Source organism: Streptomyces novaecaesareae (assembly GCF_000716875.1).
GTDB classification, from domain to species: domain Bacteria; phylum Actinomycetota; class Actinomycetes; order Streptomycetales; family Streptomycetaceae; genus Kitasatospora; species Kitasatospora novaecaesareae.
In genome coordinates this window covers 42,754-58,267 of record NZ_JNWQ01000021.1, presented here as the reverse complement: position 1 = coordinate 58,267, position 15,514 = coordinate 42,754, and the positions used below count along the sequence as shown (strand labels likewise).

Annotated in this window: 12 protein-coding genes and 1 riboswitch; of the genes, 8 read left to right on the top strand and 4 right to left on the bottom strand. The window is 72.9% G+C overall.

The features are described 5' to 3' along the window. Nucleotides 1-214 precede the first annotated feature (214 nt). The 4 genes from OP86_RS10745 to OP86_RS10730 all read left to right on the top strand — a co-directional run bounded on the left by OP86_RS10745 (nucleotide 215) and on the right by OP86_RS10730 (nucleotide 4,155). The gene (locus tag OP86_RS10745; RefSeq protein ID WP_030057964.1) at nucleotides 215-1,006 is read left to right on the top strand and encodes a GntR family transcriptional regulator; all 792 of its coding nucleotides are present in this window, start codon (nucleotides 215-217) and stop codon (nucleotides 1,004-1,006) included. Nucleotides 1,007-1,314: 308 nt separating this feature from the next. After that, on the top strand, nucleotides 1,315-1,578 hold the full coding sequence (locus OP86_RS10740; RefSeq protein WP_030057963.1) for a DUF3311 domain-containing protein: 264 nt from the start codon (nucleotides 1,315-1,317) through the stop codon (nucleotides 1,576-1,578). Further along, complete coding sequence (gene mctP, locus OP86_RS10735) at nucleotides 1,575-3,185, top strand: monocarboxylate uptake permease MctP (protein ID WP_030057962.1); 1,611 nt, start codon at nucleotides 1,575-1,577, stop codon at nucleotides 3,183-3,185. Before OP86_RS10740 ends, mctP begins: the two co-directional genes overlap by 4 nt. Before the next feature lie 154 nt (nucleotides 3,186-3,339). Next, entirely contained in the window at nucleotides 3,340-4,155 is an 816-nt protein-coding gene (locus tag OP86_RS10730; protein ID WP_078588398.1) for a histidine phosphatase family protein, read from the top strand. A gap of 110 nt (nucleotides 4,156-4,265) precedes the next feature. Here OP86_RS10730 and OP86_RS10725 read toward each other — a convergent pair whose 3' ends face one another. Beyond that, on the bottom strand, nucleotides 4,266-5,222 hold the full coding sequence (locus OP86_RS10725) for a helix-turn-helix domain-containing protein (protein ID WP_030057960.1): 957 nt from the start codon (nucleotides 5,220-5,222) through the stop codon (nucleotides 4,266-4,268). A gap of 174 nt (nucleotides 5,223-5,396) precedes the next feature. Between OP86_RS10725 and OP86_RS10720 the strand changes: the two genes are divergently transcribed. Next, nucleotides 5,397-5,891, top strand: a complete 495-nt coding sequence (locus OP86_RS10720; RefSeq protein WP_030057959.1) for a GNAT family N-acetyltransferase — start codon at nucleotides 5,397-5,399, stop codon at nucleotides 5,889-5,891. A 43-nt stretch (nucleotides 5,892-5,934) separates the two neighbouring features. Here OP86_RS10720 and OP86_RS10715 read toward each other — a convergent pair whose 3' ends face one another. The 3 genes from OP86_RS10715 to OP86_RS10705 form a co-directional block, all read right to left on the bottom strand. Continuing rightward, nucleotides 5,935-7,620, bottom strand: a complete 1,686-nt coding sequence (locus OP86_RS10715; protein ID WP_030254832.1) for an ArnT family glycosyltransferase — start codon at nucleotides 7,618-7,620, stop codon at nucleotides 5,935-5,937. 151 nt (nucleotides 7,621-7,771) lie between these two features. Continuing rightward, nucleotides 7,772-9,139 (bottom strand): LamG domain-containing protein, encoded by a 1,368-nt coding sequence (locus OP86_RS10710; protein ID WP_157849712.1) that lies wholly within the window; start codon nucleotides 9,137-9,139, stop codon nucleotides 7,772-7,774. Between the two features lie 202 nt (nucleotides 9,140-9,341). Next, entirely contained in the window at nucleotides 9,342-10,565 is a 1,224-nt protein-coding gene (locus tag OP86_RS10705) for a ricin-type beta-trefoil lectin domain protein (protein WP_030254828.1), read from the bottom strand. 436 nt (nucleotides 10,566-11,001) lie between these two features. Between OP86_RS10705 and OP86_RS10700 the strand changes: the two genes are divergently transcribed. The 3 genes from OP86_RS10700 to OP86_RS10690 are packed head-to-tail and all read left to right on the top strand — an operon-like array spanning nucleotide 11,002 to nucleotide 15,247. After that, complete coding sequence (locus tag OP86_RS10700; protein ID WP_234434757.1) at nucleotides 11,002-12,420, top strand: glycosyltransferase family 2 protein; 1,419 nt, start codon at nucleotides 11,002-11,004, stop codon at nucleotides 12,418-12,420. Nucleotides 12,421-12,425: 5 nt separating this feature from the next. Continuing rightward, nucleotides 12,426-13,541 (top strand): glycoside hydrolase family 26 protein, encoded by a 1,116-nt coding sequence (locus tag OP86_RS10695; RefSeq protein ID WP_033331570.1) that lies wholly within the window; start codon nucleotides 12,426-12,428, stop codon nucleotides 13,539-13,541. Beyond that, complete coding sequence (locus OP86_RS10690; protein WP_078588380.1) at nucleotides 13,538-15,247, top strand: glycosyltransferase family 39 protein; 1,710 nt, start codon at nucleotides 13,538-13,540, stop codon at nucleotides 15,245-15,247. Before OP86_RS10695 ends, OP86_RS10690 begins: the two co-directional genes overlap by 4 nt. Before the next feature lie 49 nt (nucleotides 15,248-15,296). Continuing rightward, nucleotides 15,297-15,452: riboswitch (cobalamin riboswitch) on the top strand. Nucleotides 15,453-15,514: the final 62 nt, after the last annotated feature.

The window sequence follows — 15,514 nt, the reverse complement described above, 5'->3', positions numbered from 1 at the left end:
AGTGGTGTAGACCAGCTGCCTGGAGCTTGGCCTAGACCAATGGGCCTGTCAACGGCTGTTCGACCGATCTCGACCACCCGTTATCAAGCCGACACCGCACATCGTTCATCGCGTGATGAGGTATTCGTTGCGTAGCCATACATGCAACGATGTGACCCGTTAACGATGTGGCGGGGCTTGTGAAGGCCCCGCGAGAAGCGGGAGAACAGGTCCGATGAGCAGCGACGGGGGAACCACCGCCCAGGCCGACGACCCCGAGGTGAAGAACCTCCCGACGCAGACCGGTGCCGACCCGACCGCGCGCGTCCCCAAGTACTACGGTCTCAAGCGCCACCTGCTGCAGCTCACCGAGACCCAGCCCGCCGGCACCCCGGTGCCGCCCGAGCGGGCGCTGGCCGCCCAGTTCGACACCTCGCGCACCACCGTCCGCCAGGCGTTGCAGGAGCTGGTCGTCGAGGGCCGGCTGGAGCGCATCCAGGGCAAGGGCACCTTCGTCGCCAAGCCCAAGGTCGCCCAGGCCCTGCAGCTCACCTCCTACACCGAGGACATGCGGGCCCAGGGCCTGGAGCCCACCTCCCGGCTGATCGAGATCGGCTACATCACCGCCGACGACCGGCTCGCCCCGCTGCTCGACATCAAGCCGGGCGGCCGCGTGCTGCGGATCGAGCGGCTGCGCCTGGCCAACGGCGACCCGATGGCCATCGAGGTCGCCCACCTGTCCGCCAAGCGCTTCCCCGCCCTGCGCCGCAATCTGGCCAAGCACAACTCGCTGTACGCGGCGCTGCGCGAGGTCTACGGGGTCACCGTGGCCGAGGCCGAGGAGACCATCGAGACCACCCTGGCCGACCCGCGCGAGGCCGGCCTGCTCGGCTCCGACCTCGGCCTGCCGATGCTCCAGCTGTCCCGGCACTCCTTCGACGCCGAGGGCGACCCGGTCGAGTGGGTCCGCTCCATCTACCGGGGCGACCGCTACAAGTTCATCACCCGGCTGAAGCGTCCGGAGTAACCCGAGCATCCGGGGCGACCGCACTCCCCCACCGCACCCCCGGGCACCGGCGCACGCGACCCGCGCGCCGGTGCCTTCTGCGTAGCCGCCCTCCGATTGCGTCCGGATTGCGGGAAGTTCCGTCATATCCGGTGACATGGATCACCCCATGCCCTAGATTGCGCAGCCGTACTGACTGCCGATCACCGATGGTGCTGCTCGGCGGGCTCGCGGGGGCGTGCCACGCCACCCGGGCTGCGGCGCCGACGGGGAGAACCCTCCGGAGCGGAGCCGCAATGCCGTCTGATCCCGATGCTTTCGAAGATGTCATGCCCGAGCCGACCGGGACACCCGTCCCGGCGGTGACGCCCGAGCGGGTGCTGGCCGGCCTCGCCCTGCTCGTGCCGATCGTCGCGATGCTCTGGGTGTCCTCGTACGACAAGAACGACCCGGTGGTGGCCGGGATGCCGTTCTTCTACTGGTACCAGCTGCTCTGGGTGCCGGCGTCGGCGGTCTTCACCGTCGCCGCGTACCTGCTGATCAACCGCGACGAGAAGGCCCGCAAGGCGGCCCGGAACGGTGGTGCGCGATGAAGGACGTCAACGTGACGGCCCTCGTGGTCTTCGTGCTGTTCTTCGCCCTCGTCACCGTGATGGGCTTCCTCGCCTCGCGCTGGCGCCGCGCGGGTGACGCGGCGCACCTGGACGAGTGGGGCCTGGGCGGGCGCAGCTTCGGGACCTGGGTGACCTGGTTCCTGCTCGGCGGCGACCTCTACACCGCGTACACCTTCGTCGCCGTCCCGGCGGCGGTGTACGCGAGCGGCGCGGCGGGCTTCTTCGCGGTGCCGTACACGATCATCGCCTACCCGCTGGTCTTCCTCTTCCTGCCCCGGCTCTGGTCGGTCTCCCGGGTGCACGGCTACGTGACCCCGGCCGACTTCGTGCGCGGCCGGTACGGCTCGCGGCCGCTGTCGCTGGTGGTCGCGCTGACCGGGATCCTGGCCACCATGCCGTACATCGCCCTGCAGCTCGTCGGCATCCAGGCGGTGCTGGACGTGCTGGGGGTCGGCGGCGGGGAGAACGCCAACTGGTTCGTCAAGGACCTGCCGCTGTTCATCGCCTTCGGCGTGCTGGCCGCCTACACCTACTCCTCCGGCCTGCGCGCCCCGGCGCTGATCGCCTTCGTCAAGGACGCCCTGGTCTACATCGTGATCATCGTCGCGGTGATCTACATCCCGATCCGGCTCGGCGGCTTCGGGCACATCTTCGACTCGGCCGCGCAGCACTTCAAGGAGGCCAAGGCCGGATCGCTGACCGTCCCGGACACCAAGAAGTGGACGTACGCGACGCTGGGCCTCGGCTCGGCGATGGCGCTGTTCATGTACCCGCACTCGGTCACCGGCGTGCTGGCCTCCAAGTCCCGCAACACCGTGCGCCGCAACATGGCGATCATGCCCGCGTACTCGCTGATGCTCGGCCTGCTGGCGCTGCTCGGCTTCATGGCGATCGCGGCGGGCGTGGGCAAGGGCGTCAAGGGCTACAACTCCCAGCTGTCGGTGCCGCAGCTGTTCGCGAGCATGTTCCCGGACTGGTTCACCGGCGTGGCCTTCGCCGCGATCGGCATCGGCGCGCTGGTGCCGGCCGCGATCATGTCGATCGCGGCGGCCAACCTCTTCACCCGCAACGTCTACAAGGAGTGGTTCAAGCCCGCCGCCACCCCCGCCGACGAGACCCGCGTCGCCAAGGCGGTCTCGCTGCTGGTGAAGGTCGGCGCGCTGGTCTTCGTGCTCGGCATGGACAAGCAGGCCGCGATCAACCTCCAGCTGCTGGGCGGCCTGTGGATCCTGCAGACCTTCGTGGCGATCGTCGGCGGCCTGTTCACCCGCTGGTTCCACCACTGGGCGCTGTTCGCCGGCTGGGCGGCCGGCATGATCTACGGCACCTGGAAGGCGTACGGGATCGCCAGCCCCGCCACCAAGCACTTCGGCGGCAACGCGGCCGAGATCCCCGGCATCGGCGAGATCGGCTACATCGGTCTGACCGCCTTCACGCTGAACCTGCTCGTCGCGGTGGCGCTCACCCTGGTGCTGCGGGCGGTCAAGGCGCCCGACGGCCCGGACGAGACCAAGCCCTCCGACTACAGCGCCGACGCCGGCGACGACGAGCTGAAGAACGCGCCGGAGCCCGTAGCGGCGCACTGATTCGCGCCGTACGCGCCCTGTGATCGTGCCGCCTTCTCCGTGAACACTGGAGGAGGCGGCGCGATCATATGTATGAACAGGCGTGCACGCCGGGCACCACCAGACCGGACCGGCAACCGGCCGGAACCTGATCGACCACGGGGAGCTCGCGGCCATGGCAGAACTCGGCACCACCCTCAACGGCCAACACCAGTCCACCCAGAGCCAGCACCAGCAGCACCAGAGCCAGCACCACCACGTCAGCGCCCACCGCCCGGCGGCGGCCACCCGGCTGCCCTCCCTGCTGATCGCGACCCGGCACGGCGAGTCCACCGCCAACGTCGAGTTCCAGCTGGCCGAGGCCACCGGCGCGCTCAGCGTCCCGATCAGCTGCCGCGACGCCGACATCCCGCTGTCGCTGCACGGCCGGCAGCAGGCCCAGGCGCTCGGCCGCTGGTGGGCCGAGCTGCCCAGCGCCGACCGCCCGCGCAGCGTCTGGTGCTCGCCGTACGTGCGCACCGCCGAGACCGCCAGAGTCGCGCTCGCCCAGGCCGCCGGGCTCGGCGCCGTCCCCGTCTCGCTGCCCGTCCGCTACGACGAGCGGCTGCGCGACCGCGAGCTCGGCATCCTGGAGATGCTGCCCAAGGCCGCGATCGAGGCCAAGCACCCGGAGGAGGCGGCCCGGCGGCGCAAGATGGGCGAGCTCTACTACCGCCCGCCCGGCGGCGAGTCCTGGACCGACGTCGCGCTGCGGGTGCGCAGCCTGCTGCGGGACGTCTGCGAGGAGGAGGCCGGCCGGCCCGTCCTGCTGGTCGCGCACGACTGCACGGTGCTGATGCTCCGCTACGCGCTGGACCGGCTCAGCGAGGAGCAGCTCACCGCGCTCGGGCCGGTGCACAACTGCTCCACCAGCCTCTGGCGGGCCCAGGAGGGGCGGCTGCGCCCGGACGGCTGGAACGGCGTCGAGCACCTGGCCTTCGACCAGGACTGACGTCCGACGACCGGTCAGCTCAGGCCCCGGTCGGCTCAGGCTCCGGTCAGTTCAGGCTCCGGTCAGTTCAGGCTCCGGTCAGTTCAGGCTCCGGTCAGCTCAGGCCCCGGTCAGCTCAGGCCCGGGTCGGCGAAGCAGCGCCGGTAGGCCAGCGGCGTGGTGCCCAGCCGGCGGCCGAAGTGGTGCCGCAGGGCGGCCGCGTTGCCGAAGCCGCAGCGGGCGGCGATCGCGTCCACCGACTCGGTGGTGGACTCCAGCAGCCGCTGGGCGAGCAGCACCCGCTGCCCGGTCAGCCAGCGGTGCGGGGTGGTGCCGGTCTCCTGCTGGAAGCGGCGGGCGAAGGTGCGCGGCGACATCAGCGCCCGGGCGGCCAGCTGCTCGACGGTGGCCTCCTCGTCCAGGTGGTGGCGCATCCAGTCGAGCAGCGGGGCCAGCGAGTCGCCGTCGCCCTCGGGCAGCGGCCGGTTCACGAACTGGGCCTGCCCGCCCTCCCGGTGCGGTGCCACCACCATCCGGCGGGCGATCTCCCGGGCCACCTCGGCGCCCTGGACCTTGCGCACCAGGTGCAGGCAGGCATCGATGCCGGCCGCCGTCCCGGCCGAGGTGATCACCGGGTCGTCGTCCACGTACAGCACGTCCTGCTCGACCGTGGTCAGCGGGAAGCGCGCGGCCAGCTCCGCGGTGTGCCGCCAGTGGGTCGCCGCGCGGCGGCCGTCCAGCAGCCCGGCGGCGCCCAGGACGAAGGCGCCGCTGCAGATGGACAGCACCCGGCCGCCGGCCGCCACCACCCCGCGCAGCGCCTCCAGCAGCGGCTCGGGGTAGTCGCGGCGGATCGCCGCCGCGGTGACCACCGCGAGGTCCGCCCCGGCCAGCCGCTCGGGGCCGTACGGGACGTCGACGGCGAAGCCGGCGTGGGTGGCGTGCGGGCCCGGACGGGCGCCGGCGATCGCGAAGTCGTAGCCGGGCAGGCCGTCGGCGGTGCGGTCGAGGCCGAAGACCTCGCAGGCCACCCCCAGTTCGAAGGGGTGGATCTCCTCCAGCACCACCGCGACCACGTTCGCCAGCATGCCGTCGTTCCGAAGCATGCCGTCCAGGATGCCCGCTCCGTCCGCTCCGGCGGAAGAAGCCGGGTGGCAGGATTTCGATGCCATCGGTCGTTCCTGCCACTCGTGGGTGCCGTCCCGCCCGGCCCGTTCGACCCCGGATCTTTCCGCCCCACCCGACTCCGGCACACTGGCCGCATGGACTACCTCATCCGCCAGGCCCTTCCGGAGGACCTCGAAGACGCCGGCCGCATCACCGTCGAGGCCTTCGTCGGCGGCGGCTTCACCTCGCCCGGCAGCAGCTACGTCGAGCACCTGCGCGATGCCGGGCGCCGGGCCCGGGAGGCCGAACTCCTCGTCGCGGTCGATCCGGCCGAGGGGCGGGTCCTCGGCTGCGTGACCTTCGCGGTCGGCGGCACCGAGTGGGCGGACATCGCGACCCCGCGCGAGGGCGAGATCCGCATGCTCGCCACCGCCGAGGCCGCCCGCGGCCGGGGCGTCGGCGAGGCGCTGGTGCGCGCCTCGCTCGCCCGCAGCCGCGAACTCGGCCTGGACGGCATGGCGTTCTCCACCCGCCCGCAGATGACCGCCGCCCACCGGGTCTACGAGCGGGTCGGCTTCCGGCGCACCCCCGAGCGGGACTGGGCCCCGTACCCGGGGATGGACCTGATGGTCTACACGCTGGCGTTCTGAAGGGCCCTGCCGTTCCGCCCGGCCCCTGCGTTCCGAAGGCCCGTCACGGCTTCTTGTCGTACCCGGGCGCCACGTAGACGGTGTACCGGCCGTGCTCCCCGCTCTTCACCACGGTGGCCACCCGGTACCCGGCCGCCTTCAGCGTCGGCTGGATCGCCTTGTCGGTGGCCGCGGTCTGGGTGAAGTCCAGCACCACGACCTTCCACTCGTGCGCCTGGATCCCGGCCTGGATCGCGGGCACGCCGTTCTGCATCTGGCCGGTGCCCGGGTCGCGGCGGAAGACCGCCACCAGGTCGTGCCACTGCTGCCAGTTGCTCTGCTTGCGCAGGTAGTACGCGGGCACGTTGTAGTTCTCGACCAGGTACCGGTCATCGCCCTTGACCACGTACGGCTCCAGCGCGGCGACGAACTCCTCCGAGTTCGACCACTCGCCGTACATCTCCCGGCCCTGCGCCGCGCCCACCCAGGCCAGCGGCCCGACCACCAGGGCCGCGGCCGCCACCCCGGCCACCAGGTGCAGGCGCCCCCTCAGCCACAGCACCGCCCGGGCCAGCACCAGGCCCACCACCACGCAGGAGAACCAGGCGCCGAAGTCGACGTGCTTCTGCAGCGACAGCCAGGTGTGGATGCGGACCTGGTTCACCGGCGCCAGCAGACCGGCCGCCAGCAGCAGCAGCGCCAGCCAGAACTCGGGCCACGCCGCACCGCCGCGCCGGCGCGCCCGCACCAGCTGCGCCACCACCCCGATCAGCGCCACCACCAGCAGCGGGCCGACCCAGCGGGCGGCCTCCGAGGCCACGTACGAGTACGAGTCGTGGCCCGGGGCGCGCTTGAGCGTGGTGTGGTTGAAGCCGTTGACGTAGCGCTCGCCGGCCGCCAGCGCCGCCGCGCCGACCGCCACCACGAAGGTGAGCAGGACCAGCAGCCCGCGCCGCCAGGCCTCCCAGGAGCGCAGCGAGCCCCGCGGCCCGGACAGCACCGCGATGCCCGCGACCACCGGCACCCACAGCAGCGCGGCGTACTTGGTGGCGCCGGCCAGGGCCAGCAGCAGACCGGAGGCGACCAGGCTCGGGTACCCGCCGCCGGTCGTCAGCCGCACCGCGAAGTACCCGGCCCAGGCGAGGATCGCCAGCGCCATCGCGTCGTAGGTGGCCAGGCCGCCCAGGAACTGGGTGGGGCCGAGCGCCACGAAGGCCGCCGCCGCGCAGAACGCCGCCAGCGAGCCGTGCAGCCGCCGGGTCGCCAGGTGGACGGCCACGGTGGCGGAGAGCATGAACGCCAGGCTCAGCGCCCGGGCGCCGTTCAGCCCGCCGACGAAGTCCGCGACGGCCACCACGACCGGGTAGATCAGCGGGGAGCCGGAGAAGAAGGTCTCGTACGTCGACACCGGGGTGCCGTGCCGCAGGTGCGCGATCTCCTGGTAGCCGGCGTAGATGTACGTGCCCTCGTCGATGAAGGCGGTGTTGCTGAGGATCAGGTGGTACGAGAGCGCGCCCTGCACCAGCAGTACGACCAGCAGCGGCAGCCAGTCCGCGCGCAGCGCCGGCCGGGCCGGGTGCGGCACCCGCGGCGGCCCGGGCCGGCGGCGGCGCCGGTCGGCCTGGTAGGGCTGCGCGGGCACCGCGGCCGTGCGGTCGCGTTCGCCGACGCCCACCCCGCCCCGCCGGGCCCCGCCCAGGACGGGCTTACGGGTGGACTCGGGCCGGATCCAGCGGCCGTCCGCGCTCATCAGTACTGCTCCTCATCTGGGACTTCGCGTCCGGACGCGCCCGGGCGGACGCGCGCTCCTGGGCGCGCTTCGGCCGCCGCCCCACACTGCCGGGGGCGGCGGCCGGAGGTTCGGGAGGGCCGGTCCCGGCCCTCGCCTGGCTCGGCCGGGCTCAGCCGCTGAGCCAGGCCGCCGTCGGCGGGACGGACGGCGGCGAGCTCGGGCCCGCCACGATCTTGACGATGTCGGCCTCGGGCAGCACCTGGGTCCAGACCTGGATGTCGGCGACCGCGCCGTGCCAGGGGTCGGCCCACTGCGAGTTGGAGCTCAGCCGCCCCACCTGCAGGGAGTTGGTGCCGCTCGGCTGCACCCCGGCCGACTTCGCCGAGGACTGCGGGGCGCCGTTGACGTACAGGGTGAGCTGGCCCGACGGGTCGTCGTACACGCCGGTCAGCAGCACCCACTGGTTGACCGTCGCATCGCCCTTGGACCAGGCGATCGCCGAACCGCCGCCCGGCACCTGGACCTTGAAGTACCACTGGTCGTGCCCGTTGTTGTTGGCCCGGCCCAGCGACCACGAGTAGTACTGGCCGTCGCCCTGGCTGACCGCGCTGCGGTTGCCGTTGGGCAGGTCGACCAGCACCCGCGCGGAGACGGTGAAGCTCTTGTTCACGTCGAGCAGCGAGGTGGAGGTCGAGGCGAAGGAGTCCTGGCCGCTGGGCAGCTTGAGGACCTGCCCGGAGAACCCGGCCATCGTCCCCGGCTTGGCGTCGGCGCCCAGGTTGAGCGCCGCCGCGCCGGTCTTGGCCGGCAGGGTGCCGACGGTCGGCGGGCTGTCGATGCCCTTGACGGGCGGGGCGCTCGACGACGTCGACGGGCCGGTCGAGACGGGGGCCGTCGGGCTCACCGTGCCGCCGCTCTGGGTCGTCTTCTTGTCGTCCTTGGAGTGCTGGAAGAACCAGAAGCCACCGCCGGCCGCGGCCAGCAGGACCACGGCGGCCGCCGCGCCGATCAGCTTGTTCCGGCGGCCGCGCTTGGCGGCCTTCTCGTTCTGCTCGGCCAGCGCCTCCCAGTCCGGCGTACCGGCCGGAGCAGCCGGGCCGGTCGGGCCGGCCGGCGGCGGGAAGCCGCCCTGCTGCGGCCAGGCCGGCGCGGGCTGCGCGGGCTGGGCCGGCGGCGGGAAGGCCTGCGGGCCGGCCGGCGGCTGCTGGACGGGCTGCGGCACGGGCTGGGGATGGACGGGCTGCGGCACGGGCGGCGGCTGGACGGCCTGCGGCTGCGGCTGCGGCTGCGGGGCCACCGGCCCCGGCTGCACCGGCCCGGGCACCGGCGGCACCGGCTGCGGCGCCGGATACGGCGTCACCTGCTGGGGCTGCGCAGGCACACCGGGCGGCGGCCCGTAGCCGGAGGCGGGGCCGAAGGCTCCGCTCGGGGACTGGGGTGGCACACCGGTGGCCGGAGCGGGCCCCCCGGCCGGTGCCTGCTGCGGTGGCGTGGCGGGCTGGCCCGGCTCGCCACTCGGTACCGGTCGATCGCTCATGGCCGGAATGCTAGGGCATCCGCCCCGGCACGCCCATGGGGGGTGCGCGGACGAAACGTCACCGCTGCCGCCGCCTCCGCCGCGCGGCGCCGCGTCACGCCGCCCGTCGCACAGCTCGTCACACGAACCGTCCCGCGAGCCGTCCCACGAACCGTCGCACGGACCGTCACACGAACCGTCCCGCGAGCCGTCGCACGAACCGTCACGCGACCCCGTTGTACGGCAGCCTCCAGCGCTGCGACACCGCGTCCGCGCACGACCGCAGGGCCACCGCCGTACCGTCCGCGAGGGCGCCGCCCGCGGTGCCCAGGCACAGCCCCGAGTCCTGGTGCCGCAGCCGCTGCCCGGCGACCGGCGTCCAGCGCTGCGCGGAGCCGCCGGTGCACTCGGCCAGCGTGACCGCGCTGCGGTCGGCGGTCGGCGCCAGGCAGGCCGCGCCGCCGCGCAGCGAGCCGTCGTTGCCGACCGTCCAGCCGGTGGAGACGCCCGGGTCGCCGCAGGAGCCGACGGTCACCGGGGTGCCCGCGAGCCCGCCGCCGCCGTGCCGCAAGCAGATCCCGGGCGCGCCCGCCGGGACCTCGCCGGCCGGCAAGCCGATCCGGTTGTGGAAGGCGAAGGACTCGCTGCGCAGGCCGGTGCCGCCGCTCCACACCTCGAAGCCCGCCTGCACCCGGCACAGGTAGGAGCCCTTGGGGACGTAGCCGCGCGCCATCGCGTCGGCGGTGAACAGCCGCAGGTTCAGGCCGCGGGTGGTGTGGGTCGGCGCCGTGCGGACGTAGCTGATCACGCTGTGCGGGCCGGTGATCGGCGCCTGGTAGACGTCGTAGTCGGCGTCCCCGAACTGCTGGGCGCCCGCCACCTTGTCACCGGCCGGGCGCACGCTGTCGGTGGCGTCCAGCCAGACCATCAGTTCGGCGCTGTCGCCCGGCAGGCAGTTGTCCGGGCTGGAGCCGTACCAGAGGTCGAAGGAGAGGTTGAAGGAGCCGCTCACCCGGCCGTTGGCGTCCCAGTCGGCGGTCGCGTCGCCGAGCGCGCTGACCGGCACGGGCAGTCCGCTCGCGCCCGGGGCGGTGGAGACGTTGGGGTAGGCGCCCGGGGCGAGCGGGTTCTTCGGGACGAAGTCGCGGATCCGGGACACCGTGAACCCGGTGTCCCCGACCTGGTCCACGCAGACCGTGCCCGCGGTGTTCCACGGGTTCGGTTCGAGGACCTTCGAGCCACCGTCCATGGCCAGCTTGGGGAACGGCTCCTGCAGCGTCGAACACAGGCCCGGCGCGGCGGCCGTCGTCGCCGTGGCGGCCGGCGGCTGCTCGACCGCCCCGACCTCGCCGCTGCAGCCGGCCAGCATCGCGGCGACCAGACCGAACGCGGCCACCGCCCGCAGACCCCGCGCCGCGCGCCCGGCCGCACCGTCCTCGATGATCATCACTCTTCCCCGAACCGTCTCACCTGCTGGGCGGACACCGTACACAAGTGCTCCACCCGCACCCCCGTTCACATCACGATCGGAGCTCGAAATCGGTTCCGGACGGCCCTCGGACGAGGGGGGGAGGGAACTCGAAGTGATCGGTCCCGTACGATCCTGGCGTCCCCCCCGCTGCCCGGCCGACAACGGCCACCGAGCGGGGATGGTTCAGACTCAACACGGCTTCGGGGGAGTAGAGCACGTGACTGTCACCGAGAGCACGCGACTCGCGGGCAGCGGTCAACCGCCCGTCTCACGACGCCGCAGCCGGCGCGACCCGGCCGCCCGCAACCAGTGGGGCCTGCTCCCCCAGCCGCCGGACAACACCGAGAAGTACCTGTACGCACGCACCAACCTGTGGGTGCTGACCTGCTTCTCCGTCATCAGCTTCGCCTGCATGGTGGCCAGCGAGATCGGGCTGCTGAGCGCGACGCCGTGGTTCTTCGTGTTCATCCCGCCGCTCGCCTTCACCATCGGCTACTACCTGATCTCCCGGTGGGTGCACGGCTTCAACCAGACCTTCGACCTCGCCGCGCACCGCGCCCTCGTCAAGTCCTGGCAGCCGGAGCACTATCCGACCGTCGACATCTTCCTGCCCGTCGCCGGCGAGCCGATCGAGGTGCTGCACAACACCTGGACGCACGTCGCCCGGCTGCGCGACCAGTACCCGGGCGAGGTCACCCCGTACGTCCTCGACGACAGCAACAGCCCGCAACTCGCCCAGATGGCCGTCGACTTCGAGTTCGTCTACGGCACCCGCGACAAGCTCGGCTGGTTCAAGAAGGCCGGCAACCTGCAGTTCGGCTTCCGCAACTCCGACAGCGACTACATCCTCATCCTGGACGCCGACTTCGCGCCCCGGCCGGACCTGCTGAACGAGATGGTCCCCTACCTGGAGGCCGACCCGCGCCTCGGCATCGTCCAGTCCCCGCAGTTCTTCCGCATCCTGGACTCGCAGAACTGGATCGAGCGCGGCGCCGGCGCCGTCCAGGAGCTGTTCTACCGGACGGTCCAGGTCTCCCGGCAGCGCAACGACGGCGCCATCTGCGTCGGCAGCTGCGCGATATACCGGCGCGCCGCGCTGGAGGAGAACGGCGGCACCACGCTGATCGGCCACTCCGAGGACGTGCACACCGGCTTCGACCTGCGCCGCCTCGGCTGGGACCTGCAGTACATACCCGTCGCGCTGGCCACCGGCGTCTGCCCCGACAACGTCGGCGGCTTCTTCAACCAGCAGTACCGCTGGTGCACCGGCTCGATGAGCCTGCTCGGCAGCAAGAAGTTCTGGCAGACCAAACTGCGGCCGGTCACGCGCGCCTGCTACCTGTCCGGGTTCTTCTACTACATCCACACGGCGCTGTTCACCGTCGTCTCGCCGCTCATCCCGATCGTCCTGCTGCTCGCCCGGCCCGACCTGATCCGCTGGCAGAACACCGCACTCGTCCTGCCCGGACTGCTCTACGCGACGGTCGTCTTCCCGCTCTGGCACCGCAACCCCTACCGGCTGGAGGCCTGGGCCGCCCGCATGATGTACGGCTGGGCGCACGTCTTCGCCATCTGGGACATCGTGCGCCGCAACCGGATGGCCTGGCAGCCGACCGGCTCCAGCGGCGCCAAGAAGAACAAGACCCGCCGGTTCTGGCTCGGGGTCATCGTCTGGGGCGGCGGCACGGCCCTGCTCTGGGTACTGCTGAGCATCTGGCGGATGCTCACCATGGGCCCGCTGAACTTCGCCCTCGTCCTCGCCTCCGGCCTCTTCTACGCGACCATCGTGGGCCGGGTCCTCGTCCAGCCGCGCCCCACGGAAGCAGCGTGATCGCCATGACCGCCCACCCCCGACGGGCCGGCCGGCTCCGTCGCCGGCTGGCGCTCCCCCTGCTGACCGCCGGACTGCTGCTCACCACCGCCTGCGGCCCCGAGGACCCGGGCTTCGCGATGCAGGAGGGCCTCGCCGCACCGGCCCCGGCCACCGCGGCCGCCACCCCGGGCGCCGCGGCCCCATCTGCGGGCACCGCGACCCCTTCTGCGGGTGCACCCGCCCCGTCCACGGCCGCCAAGCCCAAGGCCCTGCCGGCCGGCGTCCCGTACGACGTCACGCCGCTGCTCCAGCCGAAGAACAAGTACCTCGGCGCCGCCCTGCCCGGCGTGCCCGCCACCATGGACGCGCTGCCCGCCTACACCGGCACGGTCGGCAAGCAGCCCAACGTCCTGGAGTTCTACGCCCACTGGAAGGGCGGCTTCGACACCGCCGGCGTGCGCCGGATCCACGAGGCCGGCGCACTGCCCTTCATGGCCTGGGAGCCGCACGACCCCTCGCTCGCCGCGATCGCGGCCGGCGACACCGACGACTACGTGCGCGGCGTCGCCAAGGCCGTCGCCAAGCTCAACCTGCCGATCGCCATCAGCATCGCGCACGAGATGAACGGCGACTGGTACCCGTGGGGCCGCCAGGCTGCCAGCCCCCAGGACTTCGTCGCCGCCTGGCGCCACGTCCACGACCTCTTCGACCAGGCCGGCGCGACCAACGTGATCTGGGTCTGGAGCCCCAACATCACCGTCCCCGCGCCCAACACCCGCCTGGCGCCGTACTACCCCGGCGACACCTACGTCGACTGGGCCGGCATGACCGGCTACTTCACCAACGACGGCCCCAAGACCTTCGAGGCCCTGTACGGGCCGACCATGGCCGAGATCCGCACCTTCTGCAAGAAGCCCTTCTTCATCAGCGAGACCGCCGCCGAGCAGGGCAGACACCAACAGGCCTTCGTCGACCAGCTGTTCTCCGGGATGGAGGCGCACGACGACATCGTCGGCTTCATCTGGTTCAACATGATCAAGCGGGCGGACTGGCGGGTCGAGACCGTTCCGGACACCCTCGCCGCCTTCAAGCAGCGGGTGTCCGCCCCCCGCTACGGCTTCGACCTCCGGAACCCATGATGAACAGCGACCTCTCCCCGAAGAACCCCGCCGGCACCCCGAAGAACCCCGCCGGCCCGGCACCGGAACCGGACGTCCCGGCACCCCGCACGGCGGCCGAGGACCCGAAATCGGCCACGGACCCGGCCACGCCCGCACCCGTACCCGTCGACAACCCCGACCGCGTCGAGCTGGCCCCGTACACCATCCCCCAGGTCCCCGCGATCGGCTGGGACCCGGGCACCAGCCCCCGCCGCCGCTGGATCGCCCGCGGCCTGCTCGGCGCCGTCCTGGCCGTCCAGGCCGCACTCTCGCTGCGCCTGCTCGCCGCCGCGCACCCCGACGAGGCCGCCGCCATGGTCGCCGGCCGCCAGCAGCTCGCCCACCTGCTGCACGGCACCCCGGTCACCACCGACCTGGTGGACCGGATCAACGGCTCGCCCTGGCTCTACCCGCCGCTGGCCGGCGCGGCCGCCGACGCCAACGGCATCTGGGGCACCCGGCTGCTCAGCCTCGGCTTCGCGCTGCTCACCACGGTGCTGGTGTACTCGCTGACCCGGCGGCTGTTCAACGAGCGGGTCGCGATCTGCGCGATAGCCGTCTACGCCGTGCTGCAGTCCACCGTCGTGGTCGGCTTCTACGCCGCCCCCGAGGCCCTGGCCGTGCTGCTGGTCGCGCTCGCCGCCTGGGCCGTCGTGTTCACCTCCCGGCGACATCCGGCCCTCGTCCTGACGGCCGCCCCGGCCCTCGCGCTGGCCTGCGCCGTCGCGTACTCCGCCGCCCTCGCCGTCCCCGCGCTGGTCGCCCTCGCGCTGGCCACCGCCCGCCCGGGCGGCAGGCCCGGCCCGGCCGCCCTGCGCGCCCTGCTGCTGGCCGCCGGCACCGTCGTCCTGCTGCTGCCGTACGGCACCCTCGGCGAGGTCGCCGGGTGGTCGCCCTCGCACGGCAACGCCCCCGGCTCGGCCGGCGCCATCCTGCTCTCCACCCTCCAGTGGGGCGGCCTGTTCACGGTCCTCGCGGTGGCCGGCACCATCGCCTACGCCCGCCGCGAGCAGATGACCGAGCACGACGCCCCCGAGAAGGACGCCGCCCCGACCTCCCGGGCCCGGCGCGCCCTGCTCGGCACCGCGCTGACCGCCACCGCCCTGCTCGTCCCGGCCGCCCACCTGTGGACCGGCACCTCCGGCGCGCTGTTCCGCCACCTCGGCTACGGCATGCTGCTCGCCGCCCCGCTCGCCGGGGTCGGCCTGACCCGGCTGGTCGGCGCCCACTTCCGCCACCCCCAGCTCGGCATCCTGGTCTGGGTCGCACTGCTCGCCCTCGGCCTGGAGCAGTCCGCCCTGCGCTACCAGAACGGGCCCGACTCCGGCCGCCTGCTGGCCGTCCTGCGGGTCCACACGGAGCCGCAGGGCCACTACCTCACCGAGGTCGACGGACTCGCCGAGTACTACCTCGGCGCGGTCAGCAAGCCCGAGCAGTGGGTCTCGGCCCGCGCCGGGACGGACTACCGCGACGGCGCCGGCGTGCAGCACCACGGCGACGACGGCAGCACCGCCGCGATCCGCGACGGCTGGTTCACGATGGTCGTCCTCGACAGCACCGCGCCGCGGGCCACCGACCGGGCCCTGAGCGACGCCCTGGCGGGCAGCGGGCACTACCGGCTGGTCGCCCAGTTCACCTCGCCGACCGGCGATTCGAGCACGTACAAGGTCTATCTCAAGCACTGACCGGCCACCGGGCCCGCCCGCACGGCCGACACGACAGGCACAACATATGGTGCCGCCACAGTCCGGCGGCACTACATGTATGCTCAATCCTGCTGTCGACGCAGGGGAACCCGGTGCGAATCCGGGACTGCCCCGCAGCGGTGAGCGGGCGGGCCAAGCAGCCGTACCCGCGAGTCCGAGTACCTGCCGTCAGCGTGCGCCACGGCCCTCCCGCAAGAGGCCGCGCCAGCACCAGCAGTACCCCTCCGGGCCTCGCGGGCGGGCCGG